The organism is Maribacter vaceletii (assembly GCF_003634105.1).
Classification (GTDB): Bacteria; Bacteroidota; Bacteroidia; order Flavobacteriales; family Flavobacteriaceae; genus Maribacter_B; species Maribacter_B vaceletii.
This window is the reverse complement of the sequence record NZ_RBIQ01000007.1, coordinates 627330-643854: the sequence shown is the minus strand read 5'-3', so window position 1 is coordinate 643854 and position 16525 is coordinate 627330. Positions and strand designations below refer to the sequence as shown.

Annotated in this window: 16 protein-coding genes; 14 read left to right on the top strand and 2 right to left on the bottom strand. The window is 32.4% G+C overall.

Annotated elements, in window-relative coordinates; all coding sequences use genetic code 11:
* Positions 1–47: 47 nt before the first annotated feature.
* From CLV91_RS02615 to CLV91_RS02545, 14 genes are all read left to right on the top strand, one after another.
* Complete coding sequence (locus CLV91_RS02615) at positions 48–1832, top strand: tetratricopeptide repeat protein (protein WP_121063690.1); 1785 nt, start codon at positions 48–50, stop codon at positions 1830–1832.
* A gap of 6 nt (positions 1833–1838) precedes the next feature.
* Positions 1839–2150 carry a DUF4286 family protein gene (locus tag CLV91_RS02610; protein ID WP_121063687.1) on the top strand — a complete coding sequence of 104 codons (312 nt, stop codon included), beginning with the start codon at positions 1839–1841 and terminating at the stop codon, positions 2148–2150.
* A 3-nt stretch (positions 2151–2153) separates the two neighbouring features.
* Positions 2154–3026: a 16S rRNA (adenine(1518)-N(6)/adenine(1519)-N(6))-dimethyltransferase RsmA gene (gene rsmA, locus CLV91_RS02605; protein ID WP_121063685.1), complete on the top strand. Its 873-nt coding sequence runs from the start codon at positions 2154–2156 to the stop codon at positions 3024–3026.
* Positions 3013–4365 (top strand): magnesium transporter, encoded by a 1353-nt coding sequence (gene mgtE, locus CLV91_RS02600; protein ID WP_121063683.1) that lies wholly within the window; start codon positions 3013–3015, stop codon positions 4363–4365. Before rsmA ends, mgtE begins: the two co-directional genes overlap by 14 nt.
* A gap of 36 nt (positions 4366–4401) precedes the next feature.
* Positions 4402–4767: a cupin domain-containing protein gene (locus tag CLV91_RS02595; RefSeq protein WP_121063681.1), complete on the top strand. Its 366-nt coding sequence runs from the start codon at positions 4402–4404 to the stop codon at positions 4765–4767.
* A 3-nt stretch (positions 4768–4770) separates the two neighbouring features.
* On the top strand, positions 4771–5724 hold the full coding sequence (locus CLV91_RS02590) for a 2-hydroxyacid dehydrogenase (RefSeq protein WP_121063679.1): 954 nt from the start codon (positions 4771–4773) through the stop codon (positions 5722–5724).
* Between the two features lie 9 nt (positions 5725–5733).
* Positions 5734–6081 (top strand): DUF1801 domain-containing protein, encoded by a 348-nt coding sequence (locus tag CLV91_RS02585; RefSeq protein ID WP_121063677.1) that lies wholly within the window; start codon positions 5734–5736, stop codon positions 6079–6081.
* 57 nt (positions 6082–6138) lie between these two features.
* Positions 6139–6594, top strand: a complete 456-nt coding sequence (locus tag CLV91_RS02580) for a DUF1801 domain-containing protein (RefSeq protein ID WP_121063675.1) — start codon at positions 6139–6141, stop codon at positions 6592–6594.
* A 243-nt stretch (positions 6595–6837) separates the two neighbouring features.
* Positions 6838–7302, top strand: a complete 465-nt coding sequence (locus tag CLV91_RS02575) for an NINE protein (RefSeq protein ID WP_121063673.1) — start codon at positions 6838–6840, stop codon at positions 7300–7302.
* Between the two features lie 81 nt (positions 7303–7383).
* On the top strand, positions 7384–7875 hold the full coding sequence (locus CLV91_RS02570; protein ID WP_121063671.1) for a GNAT family N-acetyltransferase: 492 nt from the start codon (positions 7384–7386) through the stop codon (positions 7873–7875).
* Positions 7876–8313: 438 nt separating this feature from the next.
* Positions 8314–10620 carry an FdhF/YdeP family oxidoreductase gene (locus tag CLV91_RS02565; protein WP_121063669.1) on the top strand — a complete coding sequence of 769 codons (2307 nt, stop codon included), beginning with the start codon at positions 8314–8316 and terminating at the stop codon, positions 10618–10620.
* Positions 10621–11157: 537 nt separating this feature from the next.
* Positions 11158–12012, top strand: a complete 855-nt coding sequence (locus CLV91_RS02555) for a UDP-2,3-diacylglucosamine diphosphatase (RefSeq protein WP_121063665.1) — start codon at positions 11158–11160, stop codon at positions 12010–12012.
* 23 nt (positions 12013–12035) lie between these two features.
* A complete protein-coding gene (locus CLV91_RS02550) occupies positions 12036–13028 on the top strand; it encodes a glycosyltransferase family protein (protein WP_121063663.1) in 993 nt (330 codons plus the stop codon).
* Between the two features lie 6 nt (positions 13029–13034).
* Positions 13035–14432, top strand: a complete 1398-nt coding sequence (locus CLV91_RS02545; RefSeq protein ID WP_121063661.1) for a GH1 family beta-glucosidase — start codon at positions 13035–13037, stop codon at positions 14430–14432.
* A 111-nt stretch (positions 14433–14543) separates the two neighbouring features.
* On the opposite strand, the gene CLV91_RS02540 is transcribed toward CLV91_RS02545, so the two are convergent.
* Both CLV91_RS02540 and CLV91_RS02535 read right to left on the bottom strand, forming a co-directional pair.
* Positions 14544–15722 carry an acyl-CoA dehydrogenase family protein gene (locus CLV91_RS02540; RefSeq protein ID WP_121063659.1) on the bottom strand — a complete coding sequence of 393 codons (1179 nt, stop codon included), beginning with the start codon at positions 15720–15722 and terminating at the stop codon, positions 14544–14546.
* A gap of 60 nt (positions 15723–15782) precedes the next feature.
* A complete protein-coding gene (locus tag CLV91_RS02535) occupies positions 15783–16517 on the bottom strand; it encodes a tRNA1(Val) (adenine(37)-N6)-methyltransferase (RefSeq protein ID WP_121063657.1) in 735 nt (244 codons plus the stop codon).
* Between the last annotated feature and the right edge of the window lie 8 nt (positions 16518–16525).

The following is a 16525-nucleotide window of genomic DNA, read 5'->3' as shown; positions in this document are numbered from 1 at the left end:
GCATCTAAGATCTTTTGATATTATCTATCTTTGATAAAAATCCTAGCTTGCGCATATTTATCACATTTTTACTTACCTGCTGTTTTTTCTGGACATCTGCCCAGGAAGATTTTTTGGCATTGCAATATTTTAATGATGGAGAGTTTGATAAAGCAGTTGTTTTTTATGAAAAACTTTCTAAATCGAACCCAAGAAGGTTAGATTATTTAGAGGGTTTGGTTGCATGTTATCAGCAATTAGAAAGGTATGAAGATGCAGAAGCTTTTTTAGAGAAAAAAATAAAAGATACTAATGTAGCTCCAAATTTTATAATAGATTTGGGATACACCTACTCCCTTCAAAGTAAAAATGAGAAAGCAGAAGCGCAGTACAATAAAGCAATAAAATTCTTAAGTAAAAATCCTAATTACGGTTCTAGAATAGGAGCTAAATTTCTAAAGTATTCCTTACTTAATAAAGCAATTATAGCTTATGAGAAAGCAATGGCACTAAATCCTTCTTTAAATTATAATTACCAACTTGCAAGAATTTATGGGGAGCAAGGTAATATAGAGAAAATGTATGTTGCCTATTTAACATTACTCCTAGAAGGAAAAACTTCTAAGTCTAATGTTTTACGTAATATAGATGCCTTTGTTACAGAAGAAACTACTAATACCAATAATTTAATTTTAAAGAAAGTGCTTTTAAAAAATGCGCAAAGAAATCCGGATATTCTTTGGAATGATTTGTTGAGTTGGCTTTTTGTAAAACAAAAACAATACGAAAGTGCTTTTAGGCAAGAAAAGGCAATTTTTAAAAGAACAGAAGGAACAAATACGAATAGATTAATAGACTTGTCGGACATTGCATATAATGTAGGAGAATTAGATGTGGCACAAGAGATTTATTATTTTATTTTAAAGGAAACACAAGATGAAACCACAAGATTAGATTCAGAGTTGCAATTAATAAACATTCAATTACAACAAGAGGGTACTAGCACTTTAGATAATGTAGAAAAAAAGTATAAAGAACTATTGCAAATTCACGGCATTAAGAACACAACACTTAGATTACAAATAGCGTACGCTAAGTTTTTAACATTTAAAAAAAACACCCCTGACCCTGCAATTAAATTATTAAAAGATTATTTAGAAATACCTTTGAATAGGGAGTCTGTAGCTTACGTAAAATTTGCACTTGGAGAGATTTTAGTCTACAATAAAAAATTTAATGAAGCACTTATTTATTTTTCTCAAATTCAGAGAAAATTTAAGAATGATGTTATTGGGCAAAATGCCAGATTCAAAGTAGCACAAACAAGCTTTTATAAAGGAGATTTTGATTGGGCATTAACACAATTAAAAGTGTTAAGAAGTTCTACTTCACAGCTTATTGCAAATGATGCTATGCAACTTAGTTTATTAATTTCGGATAATGTTTTGGAAGATTCTACACAAATAGCGTTAAAGAAGTATGCAAGGGCAGATTTGCTAGCATATCAAAATAAAACAAAAGAAGCGGTTACAATTTTAAATGATATTTTAGAAAATCATAAAGGAGAAAAAATAGAAGATGAGGCTTTGCTTAAACAAGGAGAATTTTTAGAACAATTAAAAGAATATGAACAAGCAAAATTTAATTATCAGAAAATAATAGAATTTTATGCCCAAGGGATTTTAGCAGATGATGCATATTATGCCTTGGGTATGTTATATGAGAATAAATTAAATAAGCCGCAGAAAGCAAAAGAACAGTTCGAAAAAATAATATATAACTATCAAGATAGTTATTACGCCCCCACAGCAAGAAAACATTTTAGAAGATTGCGTGGAGATGCCATAAATTAAAAAAATATGTATATATATAACGTTACCATTAATGTAGAAGAAACTATTGTTAGTAATTGGTTAGTGTGGATGAAAGAAACACACATTCCAGAAATGCTTGCAACAGGTAAGTTTAGTAAAGCATTAATGACAAAAGTTTTGGTAGAAGAAGAAATGGGAGGTGTTACCTATTCCGTGCAATACACAACAGATAGTAAAGCAACTTTACAAAAATACTATGAAGAAGATGCAGAAAAAATGCGATCAGATGGTAGTAAACTTTTTGCTGGTAAATTTGTGGCATTTAGAACGGAGTTACAAATAGTAAGCGAACATTAAGCTATGGCAAAAAAGGGAAAAGGAAAATATGTTGGAGGTAAGCCTAAGTTTAAAAAAAACTGGCAAGAAGATAGCCCTGTAAAAGCTAAAAAGCATTTAGGGCAGCATTTTTTAACAGATGAAGGTGTTGCGTATGATATAGGCAATACGTTGTCTTTACAAGGGTATAAAAATGTTATAGAAATTGGGCCTGGCACAGGGGTTTTAACCAAACACTTACTAAAACAAGAAATGGATTTGGTGGCCTTAGATTTAGATACAGAATCTATAGAATATCTTAAAACTAATTTTCCATTAGAGCATCCAGAATTACAACAAAGAAAAGGAACGTTTAGAGTAATTGAAGCCGATTTTTTAAAATACAACATAGAAGACCTCTTTGGTAAAGAGCAATTTGCAATAACAGGTAACTTCCCTTATAATATTTCTACACAAATTGTTTTTAAGATGTTAGAGATGCGAGAACAAGTACCAGAGTTTTCGGGAATGTTTCAGAAAGAAGTGGCAGAGCGTATATGTGCTAAAGAAGGGAATAAAACCTACGGTATATTATCTGTATTAACACAAGCGTTCTATACTGCAGAGTATTTATTTACGGTAGAGCCAAATGTGTTTAATCCGCCACCAAAAGTACAATCTGGAGTTTTACGCTTAACACGTAAAGAGAATCTAAAATTAGATTGTAGTGTACCTATGCTTTATAAAGTGGTAAAAGCTGCTTTTGGGTTACGTAGGAAAACGTTAAGAAATAGTTTAAAACCATTTGCATTTTCAGATAATCTAAAAGAAGATGTTATCTTTGGCAAGCGACCTGAACAATTAACAGTGGCCAATTTTATTACGCTGACTAAGAAAATAGAGAATGACACCGTTTAAACTTACAGAAGAACTTGTAGCAGAAATAAAACTGTTAATTTACAACCAAGAGGATGTACAATTAGAGGGTCTTTTGAATGAGGTGCATTATGCCGATGTTGCTGAAATAATAAATGAGTTAGCTGCAGAAGAAGCTACTTATTTAATAAAGTTGTTAGATAGTGATAAAACTTCAGATGTTTTAACAGAGGTTGATGATGACTTAAGAGAAGCCATTTTAGGTAATTTATCTTCTAAAGAAATTGCGGAAGAATTAGAAGAACTAGATACAGATGATGCTGTAGATATTATTGCAGAATTATCAGAAGAACGTCAGCAAGAAGTAATATCTAATATAGAAGATGAGGAGCATAAAGAAGAGATTAAAGAACTTCTTAAATATGCAGAAGATACGGCTGGGGGGTTAATGGCAAAAGAGCTAGTTAAAGTTTATGACACCTGGACAGTTGCAGGTTGTTTACGCCGTATAAGAGGCCAAGCAGAAGAAGTAACACGTGTGCACTCCGTTTATGTAGTTAATAAACAAGATGAGTTAGTAGGAAGATTGTCATTAAAAGACCTTATTGTAGCTAAAAACGAAAAAAAAATTGCAGACATCTATATCTCTAATGTAGATTATGTAAATGTAGAAGATAATGTAGAAGATGTAGCAAAAGTTATGTCTAAGTACGATTTAGAAGCAATTCCGGTTGTGGATAATAGTAAAACTTTATTAGGGAGAATTACTATTGATGATATTGTAGATGTATTAAAAGAAGAGGCCGATAAAGATTACCAATTAGCAGCAGGTATTACACAAGATGTAGAGGCAGATGACAGTATAATAGAACTTACAAGAGCACGCTTACCATGGCTTTTTTTGGGACTTGTAGGTGGTGTAGGTGCCTTTTTAATTATGGAAGGTTTTCAAGATACCTTTAACAAGTATGCCGTATTATTCTTTTTTACACCATTAATTGCGGCAATGGCAGGTAATGTAGGAGTACAATCTAGTGCAATTATAGTGCAAGGTTTAGCTAATGATGATGTAAAGGGGAGTATAAATAGAAGGTTAATAAAAGAAATGCTTTTGGCAGCGTTAAATGGTACTATTCTAGCACTTTTTCTGTTTTTCTTTGTCTGGGTTACTAAAGGAGACGTAAATACAGCATTTGCTATCTCAGCATCCTTAGTTGTGGTTATTATAGTAGCAGGACTTATAGGGACTTTTGTCCCATTATTTTTGAATAAACAAGGAATAGACCCTGCAATAGCAACAGGGCCTTTTATTACTACAAGTAATGATATTTTTGGAATCCTAATTTACTTCTGGATAGCCAAAATGGTATTAGGAATTTAAATCCTTTTACAATACCTTACTGTTCTAATCTTTTTTATGAAATCAATTAATATTGTAGCGAAGCATGCCGAGTTTACAAAAGAATGGCACCCACATCAAATAGCAATTGTAGATACTATGCAAGTGCTATTAGCAAAACTCAAAGGTGAATTTGTTTGGCATGCCCACGAAAATGAAGATGAGTTATTTCAGGTGATAAAAGGCACCTTGTATATGCAATTTAGAGACCGTACAGAAGTGGTAAAAGAAGGAGAAATCATTGTAGTTCCTAAAGGTGTGGAACATAACCCTAGTACTAAAAACGGAGAAGTAGTTGAGGTTCTTCTTTTTGAAAAATTAACTACTGCACATACAGGCGGAATAAAACATGAAAAAACGCAGACTAGTTACCCCAAAATTTAATTTATGAGAGTATTACATTTAGATTTAAATCACCCATTAATAATAGAACAATTTACAACTTTAGGTTTCCAGAATGATGAGGATTATACCTCTTCCAAACAGGAAATAGAAACAAAATTACATTTGTATGACGGGCTTATTATTAGAAGTAGATTTACGATAGATAAAACATTTTTAGATAAAGCACCCAACTTAAAATTTATAGGAAGGTTAGGAGCAGGCTTAGAAAATATAGATACTAGTTATGCTAAGCATAAAGGAATTTTTTTAGCCTCTGCACCAGAAGGAAATAGAAATGCTGTAGGCGAGCATACCTTAGGAATGTTGTTATCTTTATTTAATAAGCTTACAAGTGCAGATAATGAAGTGCGTTCTGGAACATGGAACCGTGAGGGTAATAGAGGAATAGAGCTAGATGGTAAGACGGTTGGTATTATTGGGTATGGTAATATGGGAAAGGCATTTGCCAAAAAATTACGAGGTTTTGATGTAGAGGTAATTTGTTATGATATTCAAGGCGGAGTAGGTAATGAAGATGCTAGGCAAGTGGGAATATTAGAATTACAACAAAGAACAGATGTTCTTAGCTTGCATGTTCCACAAACCGAATTAACCATTGCGATGATAAATAAAGAATTTATTTCTCAGTTTCATAAACCATTTTGGATTCTAAATACGGCACGTGGAAAATGTATTAAAACACAAGATTTGGTGCAAGCTTTAGAATCTGAAAAAATTTTAGGAGCAGGCTTAGATGTTTTAGAGTACGAAAAAAGTTCCTTCGAAGATATGTTTGCAGAAGCGAATATGCTAGAAGCGAATATGCCAGAAGCTTTTCAATATTTAATAAAATCTAATAAAGTATTGCTAACGCCACATGTTGCTGGCTGGACCGTAGAAAGTAAAATTAAATTAGCCCAGACTATTGTAGATAAGGTGAAGACAGAGTTTTGTTAATATAATCCCATGAACAAAAACGAAGATTTTTATTTTAGTAAACACGAGCCAAACAAAAGTTGCTTACTTGCTTTGCGAGATATTATACTTAAACAAAGCGAAAATATAACGGAGACTACTAAATATGGAATGCCGTGTTTTTGTTACCATAATAAAATGTTTGTGTATCTCTGGGTAGATAAAAAATCAACAGAACCATATATTCTTTTTGTAGATGGGGATAAACTTATACATCCAGATTTAGAAACTGGAAAACGAGCTAAAATGAAAATTTTTAGAGTAAATCCTACTAAAGATATTGCTATAGAAACACTTAATTTTCTATTAGAAACTGCAATAGATATACGAGAAAAGTAGATGTATACTAAATGCTAAATTTAGTAACTTTAAAGGATAACATTTAATTTACTCTAAATGATGTCTAATGCCACTACGCCAGAAGAATATATAGAAAGCTTACCAGAAGATAGAAAAGAAGTAGTTTCTAAAATTCGAGATATTTTAAAAACAAATTTACCAGAAGGCTTTTTAGAATGTATTAGTTATAAAATGTTAGGATATGTAGTGCCACATTCTATATATCCTGATGGTTATCATTGTGACCCAAAGTTACCGCTGCCCTTTATAAATTTGGCCTCTCAAAAAAACTTTATTGCATTATACCATTCCGGTATATATGCAGATTCTAATCTCTATGGTTGGTTTGTAAAGGAATATCCAAAGCACTGTAAAAGAAAATTAGATATGGGTAAAAGCTGTATTCGTTTTAAGTACACAAATGATATACCGTATGGTTTAATAGAGGAGTTGGCGCGTAAAATGACACCAGAGAATTGGATACGTTTGTATGAAAAAAATATAAAGAGGTAGTATTTGTACTAATTTATAATACAATATAATATTTTGATATTTAGAGTGTTATTAATATCCTAATCGGTATAAAAAACCTATTGGTATTTTAAAATCTACTTGTAAGTGTTTGTTTTTTAGGAAAACAAGAGTTTTATATAAAATTTATAGTCTTTAGGATTACTTTTAATAAAGAGCTTGTATAATATTCAAAATAAATAGTACATTTAAGGAGTTTATTAACCACCAAAAACTAAAATAACAATGTCAGAAGAAAACAAAAATTTGGGTGATAAGGCAGAAGATGCTTTAGATTCGGCAAAAGAAAAAGCAAAAGATATAGGAGAAAATGCTTCAGAGAAATTTGATGAAGCAAAAGAGAAAGCAAGTGAGTTTGCTGAAGACGCTAAGGAAGCCGCTGGAGATTTTGCAGACGAAGCAAAGAAGACTGCTAATGAATTTGCAGATAGTGCAAAAGAAGCTTTTGGAAGTGCAGGCGGAGAAAATAAAAAAGTACTAGCAGGTTTATTAGCTATATTTATTGGGTCTTTAGGAATACACAAGTTTATTTTGGGGTATACTAAAGAAGGTATAATACAAGTTGTTGCCACTTTTCTTACTTGCGGTGCTGCTGGTATTATTGGTTTAATAGAAGGTATTATTTATTTAACTAAAACCGATGAGGAATTTTATAATACATACCAAGTAGGTAAAAAACCTTGGTTTTAGCATAGTAAAAAGTCGAACGTAATACATTCGACTTTTTTTATAATTCATTTAATCGCAATATTACGATAGTAAATACTTGTTATGGAGATTCACAAAATGGTAAAGGATAATTGGGGTGCTGTTGCTAAGATTTATAAAGAGGGTATAGATACGCATATGGCAACTTTTGAAACCAAAGTGCCTAAGTATCAAGATTGGGATACTTCTCACTTGCAAATTGGTAGGTTAGTAATGGTCAAGGAAGATAAGGTTTTAGGTTGGGCAGCACTTTCTCCTGTTTCTAGCAGATGTGTTTACGGTGGTGTTGCCGAAGTTAGCGTTTATATAGGGAAAGAACATAGAGGTTTAGGTATTGGTAAATTGTTAATGAGACAACTTATTTTAGAAAGTGAAATAGCAAAAATATGGACATTACAATCAGGAATTTTTCCTGATAATATTGGGAGTATAACTTTACATAAGAAAATGGGCTTTAGGTATATAGGGAAAAGAGAAAGAATAGGAAAGCTTAAGGGGGTTTGGAAGGATAATGTTTTGTTTGAAAGAAGAAGTAAAATAATAGGTATAGAGTAGGCTAAATTGTTTGCAGAATTAAATAATAAAACCGGTACGAATACCGGTTTTAAAATGAGTTAATTGTATATTAATTAACCTAATAGAACACTCCAAAACTATTATTAAATTTAGAAGAAAACGTTATTCTATATTTAACTTAAAGTTATATTAAGTTCATCTTAATGTTGCGTTTGTAAAGTTAAAAACACAAATCATTAATTTCTTTTTTTTATAAAAACTAAAAAGAGCTTCACCAATTAAGACAAAGCTCTTTTACGAGAACACTATATGAAAATGAAAAATTTTATTTCGTTTTTATTACAGGGTAAATATATAAGAGATGTCTTGTTTTTTAAAAGAAATGATGTGTATGTCTAGTTATTTGTTGTAAACACTGCTATTTTTGATTTTTTGTAAAAATATCAGCAATTTTAACCTTATAAATAATACCATTTTATGGCGTCAGATTTTAAAAGAAAGGTTTCTATAAGAGGTTCTCAAGATTTTTTAGATATAAAGTTAGGAGAGCCTATGAAAAAAGCTGCAGGAATGTTAGGGGTTAAAGAAGCTCTTAAACATGGCTTTAAGGAAATGGGAGTTGTTAAATCTATGGGGGCTTTGCTTCAAATGAACCAAGATAAAGGTTTTGAGTGCCCTAGTTGTGCATGGCCAGTACCAGAAAAGCAATCTAGTTTTGCAGAATATTGCGAAAATGGAGTAAAAGCTTTAGCAGATGAAGCAACTTCATCACAAATAGATGCTTCATTTTTTAAAGAAAACTCCGTTGAAAAACTTTCAGAACTTACCGATTATCAATTAAATAAATTTGGGAGAATTACAGAGCCAATGGTTCTTCGTCCAGGTAGTGTAAATTATGAGCCTATAACCTGGGAAGAATCATATCAATTAATATCAGAAGAGTTAAAGAAATTAAACTCCCCAGATGAAGCTGTTTTTTATACCTCAGGGCGCTCTAGTAATGAGGCGGCTTTTTTATACGGTATGTTTGCAAGAGCTCTGGGGACTAATAATATGCCAGATTGCTCTAATATGTGCCATGAATCTAGCGGTGTGGCTTTAGGAGAAACACTTGGTATGGGTAAAGGATCGGCTACTTTAGAAGATTTTTATGAAGCTGAGGTGGTTATTGTAGCGGGTCAAAACCCAGGAACTAACCACCCGCGTATGTTATCTGCATTAGAAAAATGTAAAGAAAACGGTGGTAAGGTTATTAGTATAAATCCTTTGGAAGAAGCTGGGTTAGTAAATTTTAAAAATCCACAGAATTTAAAAGGTATTCTTGGACCTGGAGAAGATATTGCAGATATACATTTACAGGTAAGAATTAACCAAGATATTGCTTTGGCTAAATTGTTAATTAAAAAATTGGCGGTTTTAGACAAGTTAAATAAAGGGGTGTTTGATCATGCTTTTATAGAAAAATATACAGAAGGTTATGAAGCATTATTGGCTGATGTAGAAAATTATGACGAAGAAGAGTTACTTACCTTAAGTGGTGTTAGTAAAGAAAAAATTGAAGAAACAGTAAAATTATTAGCAACCAACTCTAAGATTATTATTTGTTGGGCAATGGGGCTTACGCAACATAAAAATGGGGTAGAGAATATAAAAGAATTTGTAAATATTCTTTTATTAAAAGGGGCAATAGGAAAACCAAATGCAGGTACTTGTCCTGTTCGTGGGCATAGTAATGTGCAAGGGGACCGTAGTGTGGGTATTATGCACTTTGTGGACCTAGAATTAAATAAACGTATAAAAGAGCATTTAGGGTTTAATGCGCCTGCAGAGGAGGGTTTAGATACAGTGGAAGCTATTCATGCCATGCATGAAGGCAAAGCAAAGTTTTTTATGTGTCTAGGAGGTAATTTTTTAATGGCGGCATCAGACACAGAATATACAGCCGAAGCAATAGAGCAATGTAATTTAACGGTACAAATAAGTACTAAATTAAATAGAACCCATTTGGTTACTGGTAAAACGGCACTTTTATTACCAACATATGGACGTTCAGAAAAAGATATAAAAGAAGGCGTGCAACGTTATGTTACTGTGGAGAATAGTATGGGTAGAGTACGCCAGTCTATGGGAATATTAAAACCAGCTTCTGGAAGCATAAAAAGTGAACCAGAAATGATTGCAGAAATTGCAACTACTCATTTTACAGATTCACATTCGGTACCATGGAGAGCTATGGCAAGCGATTATGAACTTATAAGAACAAAAATAGACCAAGTAATTAAAGGATATAAGAATACAAAAGAAAGGTCTAAAGGAAAAGGGTATTATTTGCCGCATAATGCAAGGGAATTAGATTTTAGTGCGCTGCCTAATGGTAAAGCACAAATATCTATTAATAAGTTGCCAGTCCATAATTTAGAAAAAGATGAATTCTTATTAATGACTATACGCTCCCATGACCAGTTTAATACTACTATTTATGGTCTAGACGATAGGTATAGGGGAGTTTACAATGCAAGAAGAGTTGTTTTTATGAATCCAGAGGATATGAAACAGCATGGATTGTCCCAACTACAAGTAGTTAATATTAGTAGTTATTATGATGGTAAAGAGCGTACTGCAAATAATTTTAAAGTAATTGCATATAAAATTCCAAGAGGTAATATAGCTGCTTATTATCCAGAAACTAATATTGTAGTGCCTTATAACCAATATGCAGATAAAAGTAGAACTCCTATTAGTAAATCTGTAAAAGTAAAAATTAGTAAAGCAGTTAAAAGTTAAATACAAACTTTTATAAAACTAAAAAGAGCTTTGTCAATTAAGACAAAGCTCTTTTACGAGAACACTATATGAAAATGAAAAATTATTAATTCGTTTTTATTACAGGGTAAATATACTGGTAGACTTTAATTTTAAAAAAGTATTGTTGCGTAATAAGCAATAGTTGTTGTGTAGCCCTGTAGTTTTGTTTTTAAACCTTTTTGTGTCATTAAAATAACATTGGGACTTCTTCATTAACAATGTAATAACTTAATAGTAAACCTATCCTTACCGTAGCTAGAAAATATATATAGAATTTTGCAATATCTATTTTTATGTGATGAAAATAATCTTAATTGCTATCTCTACTTGGATTGTAAATGTTTTAATTACGCAATTAAGCACTTATTATTCTCCGTTAAAATTTAAGAGAGTTAGTAAATTACCGCAGGGCAAGTCCACGAGGTATTTCCGCCAAAAACAATTTAAAAATCTTGAGGCTTGCCTCGAAGTATTTAAATCTCGATTATCGAGTAAAAATTCTTCCAAAATAATTTTATGAAAAAAAGGCCCGTAGATATTGTGGTTATATCCGATGTGCACTTAGGTACGTATGGTTGCCACGCTAAGGAACTTCTTAAATATTTAAAATCTATAAAACCCAAAGAGGTAATTTTAAATGGAGATATTATAGATATCTGGCAATTTAAAAAACGGTATTGGCCAAAAGCCCATATGAAAGTTGTTAAGCTAATAATGGAGTGGATTGCTAAAGGGGTAAAAGTGCATTATATTACAGGCAACCATGATGAAATGCTTCGAAAATTTGTTGGCTTTAAATTGGGTTCGTTTACTATAGTAAATAAAGTTTTACTAACTGTTGATGAAAAAAAAATGTGGTTTTTTCATGGGGATGTTTTTGATGTTACCATGCAACATTCTAAATGGATAGCTAAGCTGGGTGCGCAAGGGTATGATTTATTGATTATTTTAAATAGAGCAGTAAATTTTATCAGTAAAAAAATGGGTAAAGGCCCTGTGTCAATGTCTAAAAAAATAAAAAATAGTGTAAAATCTGCAGTAAAATTCATCAATAATTTTGAGCAAATTGCAGCAGATATAGCCATAGAGAATGAGTACGATTATGTAGTCTGTGGTCATATACATCAGCCAGAAATGCGAGAAATTAAAAATGACAAGGGCAGTGTACTATATTTAAATTCAGGAGATTGGATAGAAAATCTTACCTCTTTAGAATATAATAATTCCAAATGGTCGCTTTACAATTATCAGGAAGAGCTTTTAGATGCTAATCAAGAAGAGGAAGATACTGAGGTTTTGGAAAAGAATGAATTGTTTGAGAGTCTTGTTAAAGAATTTCAAATCTTAAGGGCGCCTAAGAAGACTAATTGAGTTTTATAAAGTAACACACTTTTATGAAAGTATTATATGCTATTCAAGGTACAGGAAATGGCCATTTAAGTAGGGCTAGAGATGTTATTCCTGTATTGCAAAAGAAAGTAGATTTAGATATTCTTGTAAGCGGCACCCAAGCAGATATTAAAATTCCACACGAAATAAAATACCAACTAAAAGGGCTTAGTTTCATATTTGGAAAAAAAGGCGGTGTAAATATGTGGCGAACCTATGTAAAAGCAAACACAAAACGCCTTCAAAAAGAAATTAAGAGTATTCCTATAGAAGATTACGATATAATTATAAACGATTTTGAACCAGTAACCGCTTGGGCTTGCAAACTTAAAAACAAGCCTTGTTTTAGCTTTAGCCACCAGGCAGCAGTCCTTTCTCCTAATGCTCCAAAACCAAAAAAGAACGATTTATTAGGTAAAATGATTTTAAAAAATTATGCGCCTACAACCCATCAATATGGCTTACATTTTAAAGAGTATGGTAATAATATGTATACCCCAATTATTAGAAAAGATATAAGAGAGTTAAAAAGTACAAACGGGAATCACTATACAGTATACTTACCCTCTTATAGTGATGCTAAAATTATAAAAGTACTTTCTAAGGTTAAGAAAGTACAATGGCAAGTTTTTTCTAAACATAGTAAACAGGCTTATTTTACAAATAATATTGCTATTTCTCCAATTACTAATGATGCTTTTATACAAAGCATGGCTAGTAGTAAAGGTGTTCTTTGTGGAGGCGGATTTGAAACCCCTGCAGAAGCTTTGTTTTTAAAAAAGAAGTTGCTAGTTATCCCTATGAAAGGACAATATGAGCAACAATGTAATTCTGCAGCCTTAAAAGAAATGGGAGTTCCCGTTCTAAAGACTTTAAAGATAAAACACGTAGAAAAAATAAAAAAGTGGATAAATTCAGATTCTATTGTAGAGGTAGATTACCCAGAAATTACAGAACTTATTGTAAATAGACTACTTCAAGAAGCTATAGCTTTATAAAATTTTATGAGTAAATCAGAAGAGAATAAAACAAGAAATCTTACTTCTAAGGATTTTGGAGATAATTTTATTTGGGGTGTTTCTACAGCGGCATATCAAATAGAGGGTTCTCATAATAAAAATGGCAAAAGTGCATCTATTTGGGACGATTTTTCTTCTAAAAAAGGAACTATCTACCAAGATCAAGATGGGACTATTGCTTGCGATTTTTATGAAAGATATAAAGAAGATATTCTTTTAATGAAATCTATGCATATTACAAATTTTAGATTTTCTATTTCATGGACAAGGATATTGCCAAATGGTGTTGGGGAAGTTAATAAGGAGGGAGTTGGTTTTTATAATAACGTCATAAATTTTTGTTTAGAATGTGGTATAACGCCTTGGGTTACTTTATATCATTGGGATTTGCCACAAATATTAGAAGATAAAGGAGGTTGGGCAAATAGAGAAATAGTGAGTTGGTTTTCAGAATTTGCAACAGTATGCGCAACTAGTTTTGGCGATAGAGTAAAAAATTGGATGGTTTTAAATGAACCTATGGTTTTTACAGGTGCTGGTTATTTTTTAGGAGTGCATGCTCCTGGTAAAAAAGGATTAAAATATTTTTTACCGGCAGTGCATCATGCGGTTTTGTGTCAAGCAAAAGGAGGTAGAATACTAAGAGAACTAGTAGAAAATGCAACTATTGGAACTACTTTTTCTTGTTCACAAATTACACCGCATAGTTCTAAGAAGAGAGACTTAGTTGCTGCAAAGAAAGCTGATGCAATGCTTAACAGATTGTTTATAGAGCCGTCTTTGGGTTTAGGATATCCTATAGAAGATGTTTCGGTTTTAAAACGAATAGAAAAGTATTGTAAGCCAGAAGACAAAGAGGATAGTATTTTTGAGTTCGATTTTATTGGGGTGCAAAATTATACAAGAGAGATAGTGAAACACAGCCATTTTGTTCCTTATTTAAAGGCTAAGATTATTAAAGCATCTAATCGTAATGTTAAGATAACTCAGATGGATTGGGAAGTGTATCCGCCAAGTATTTATAAAATGCTTAAAAAATTTGATGCATACCCTGGAGTTAAAAGTGTAATAGTTACCGAAAATGGAGCAGCTTTTAATGATGTTGTTGTAAATGAAGGGGTTTATGATGAAGACCGTACTGCCTATTTACAAGATTATATTAAAGAAGTGAAGAGGGCTAAAGAAAAAGGGGTAAATGTAAATGGCTATTTTGTATGGACATTTACAGACAATTTTGAATGGGCAGAAGGCTATTATCCAAGATTTGGATTAGTACATGTAGATTTTGAAACGCAAAAAAGAAGTATTAAAAAATCTGGGCATTGGTACAGTAAATTAATAAAACCTTTAAAAAAAGAAAAACCGATGGAGACATCGGTTTAAACTAACTCAAAAAAATAACATAAGAACGTTTCCATTAAGGACACTACAAAGGTAGTAGTAACTTGTAATAAACTATGTTAAGCTAATATGAGGCTTAGGTTATATAAGTCTTTATTTAAATGCTGGTAAACCAGTAATATCTGCACCAGTAATTAGTAAATGTATATCATGGGTACCTTCATAGGTAATTACACTCTCTAGATTCATCATATGGCGCATTATGCTATATTCTCCACTAATTCCCATTGCTCCTAAAACTTGGCGAGCTTCTCTTGCTATTTTTAATGCCATATCTACATTATTTCGCTTTGCCATAGATATTTGTGCTGTTGTTGCATTACCTTCATTTTTTAATTGCCCTAACCTAAAAGCAAGTAATTGTGCCTTTGTTATTTCGGTAATCATTTCGGCTAATTTTTTTTGTTGTAATTGTGTAGCTGCTATAGGTTTTCCAAATTGGATGCGTTCTTTAGCATAGCGCAAAGCCGTATTGTAACAATCCATTGCAGCGCCAATTGCTCCCCATGCAATACCATAACGAGCAGAATCTAAGCAACCTAATGGTGCCCCTAAACCAGATTTGTTAGGAAGTAGGTTTTCTTTGGGCACTTTTACATTTTCAAAAATTAACTCTCCTGTTGCAGATGCTCGTAAAGACCATTTGTTGTGCGTTGTAGGTGTAGAGAAGCCTTTCATGCCACGTTCCACAATTAGACCGTGAATTCTACCCTCTTCATTTTTTGCCCATACTACAGCAATATCTGCAAAGGGCGAATTAGAAATCCAAAGTTTGGCACCATTTAAAAGATAGTGGTCTCCCATGTCTTTAAATTTGGTTTCCATACCATTTGGGTTAGAACCATGATTTGGTTCGGTTAAGCCAAAGCAACCTATTAGTTCTCCAGAGGCTAATTTTGGAAGATATTTTTTTCGTTGTTCTTCATTTCCGTATGTAAATATTGGGTACATAACCAATGAAGATTGTACGGATGCTGTGGAGCGTACGCCACTATCTCCACGTTCTATTTCTTGCATTATTAAGCCATAACTTATTTGGTCTAAACCGGCACCACCATATTCCATTGGAATGTATGGTCCAAAAGCACCTATTTCTGCAAGGCCACTTAGTATTTGTTTCGGAAATTCTGCTTTTTGTGCATATTCTTCAATAATGGGAGAAACCTCTCTTTTTACCCATTGGCGAGCCGCATCACGAACCAAAATATGTTCTTCAGAAAGTAAATCATCTAAATTATAGTAATCTGGAGCTTCAAATAAATCTGGTTTCATAAATAATAGACGTTTCTATCAAATATAAATAAAGAAATATAACATTACAACAATGTCTAGTTACATTTTTAAATAGAAATCTTTTGTAAGCTCTTTGTATTCGTTAGTGTATTGGTGTCTTTCCTTTTCTATAACTAATTCGTCTACTAGAGTTTTGGTTTTAGTAAAAGTAAACTCTAATAAACTTCGTTTTATTTCTGAAGAAGCATTTCCTTTTACTCTAGTAATTCTTTTTGGAAATAAGTCAAATTTGGAAGCAAGTAAAATAAAACTTTCTTCTTCCTTAAATGGTATAATAGTAGAAAAGGAACCATTTTTTGTTAATAGTTTAGAAGCTCCTTCTACTAGTTCGTCAAAAGGTAAAGAAGTATTTTGTCTTGCTGTATCTCTCGCGCTGTTGCCACTTGTAACTTCTTCACTATAAAAAGGAGGGTTAGAAACTATTAGATTGTATAATTCAGATTCATCAGGCTCCTCTTCTGTGTATTCATCTACAAATTCATCAAAACCAGCATGAAAACAAAAAAGACGATCTCCCCAAGGCGAGTTTTCAAAATTCTCGGTGCATTGTTCAAATGCATCCCCATCTAGTTCTATAGCCTCAATATTCTCTGCAACACTACGTTGCGCAAGTATTAAAGCAATTATGCCTGTACCTGAGCCAATATCTAAAATGGAATACGTGCTGTTGTTTATTGCGGTCCAAGCACCTAAAAGAACTCCGTCAGTACCAATTTTCATGGCACAGCGGTCTTGTTCTATGGTAAATTGTTTAAATGTGAATGGTTTTTTCATATAAATTC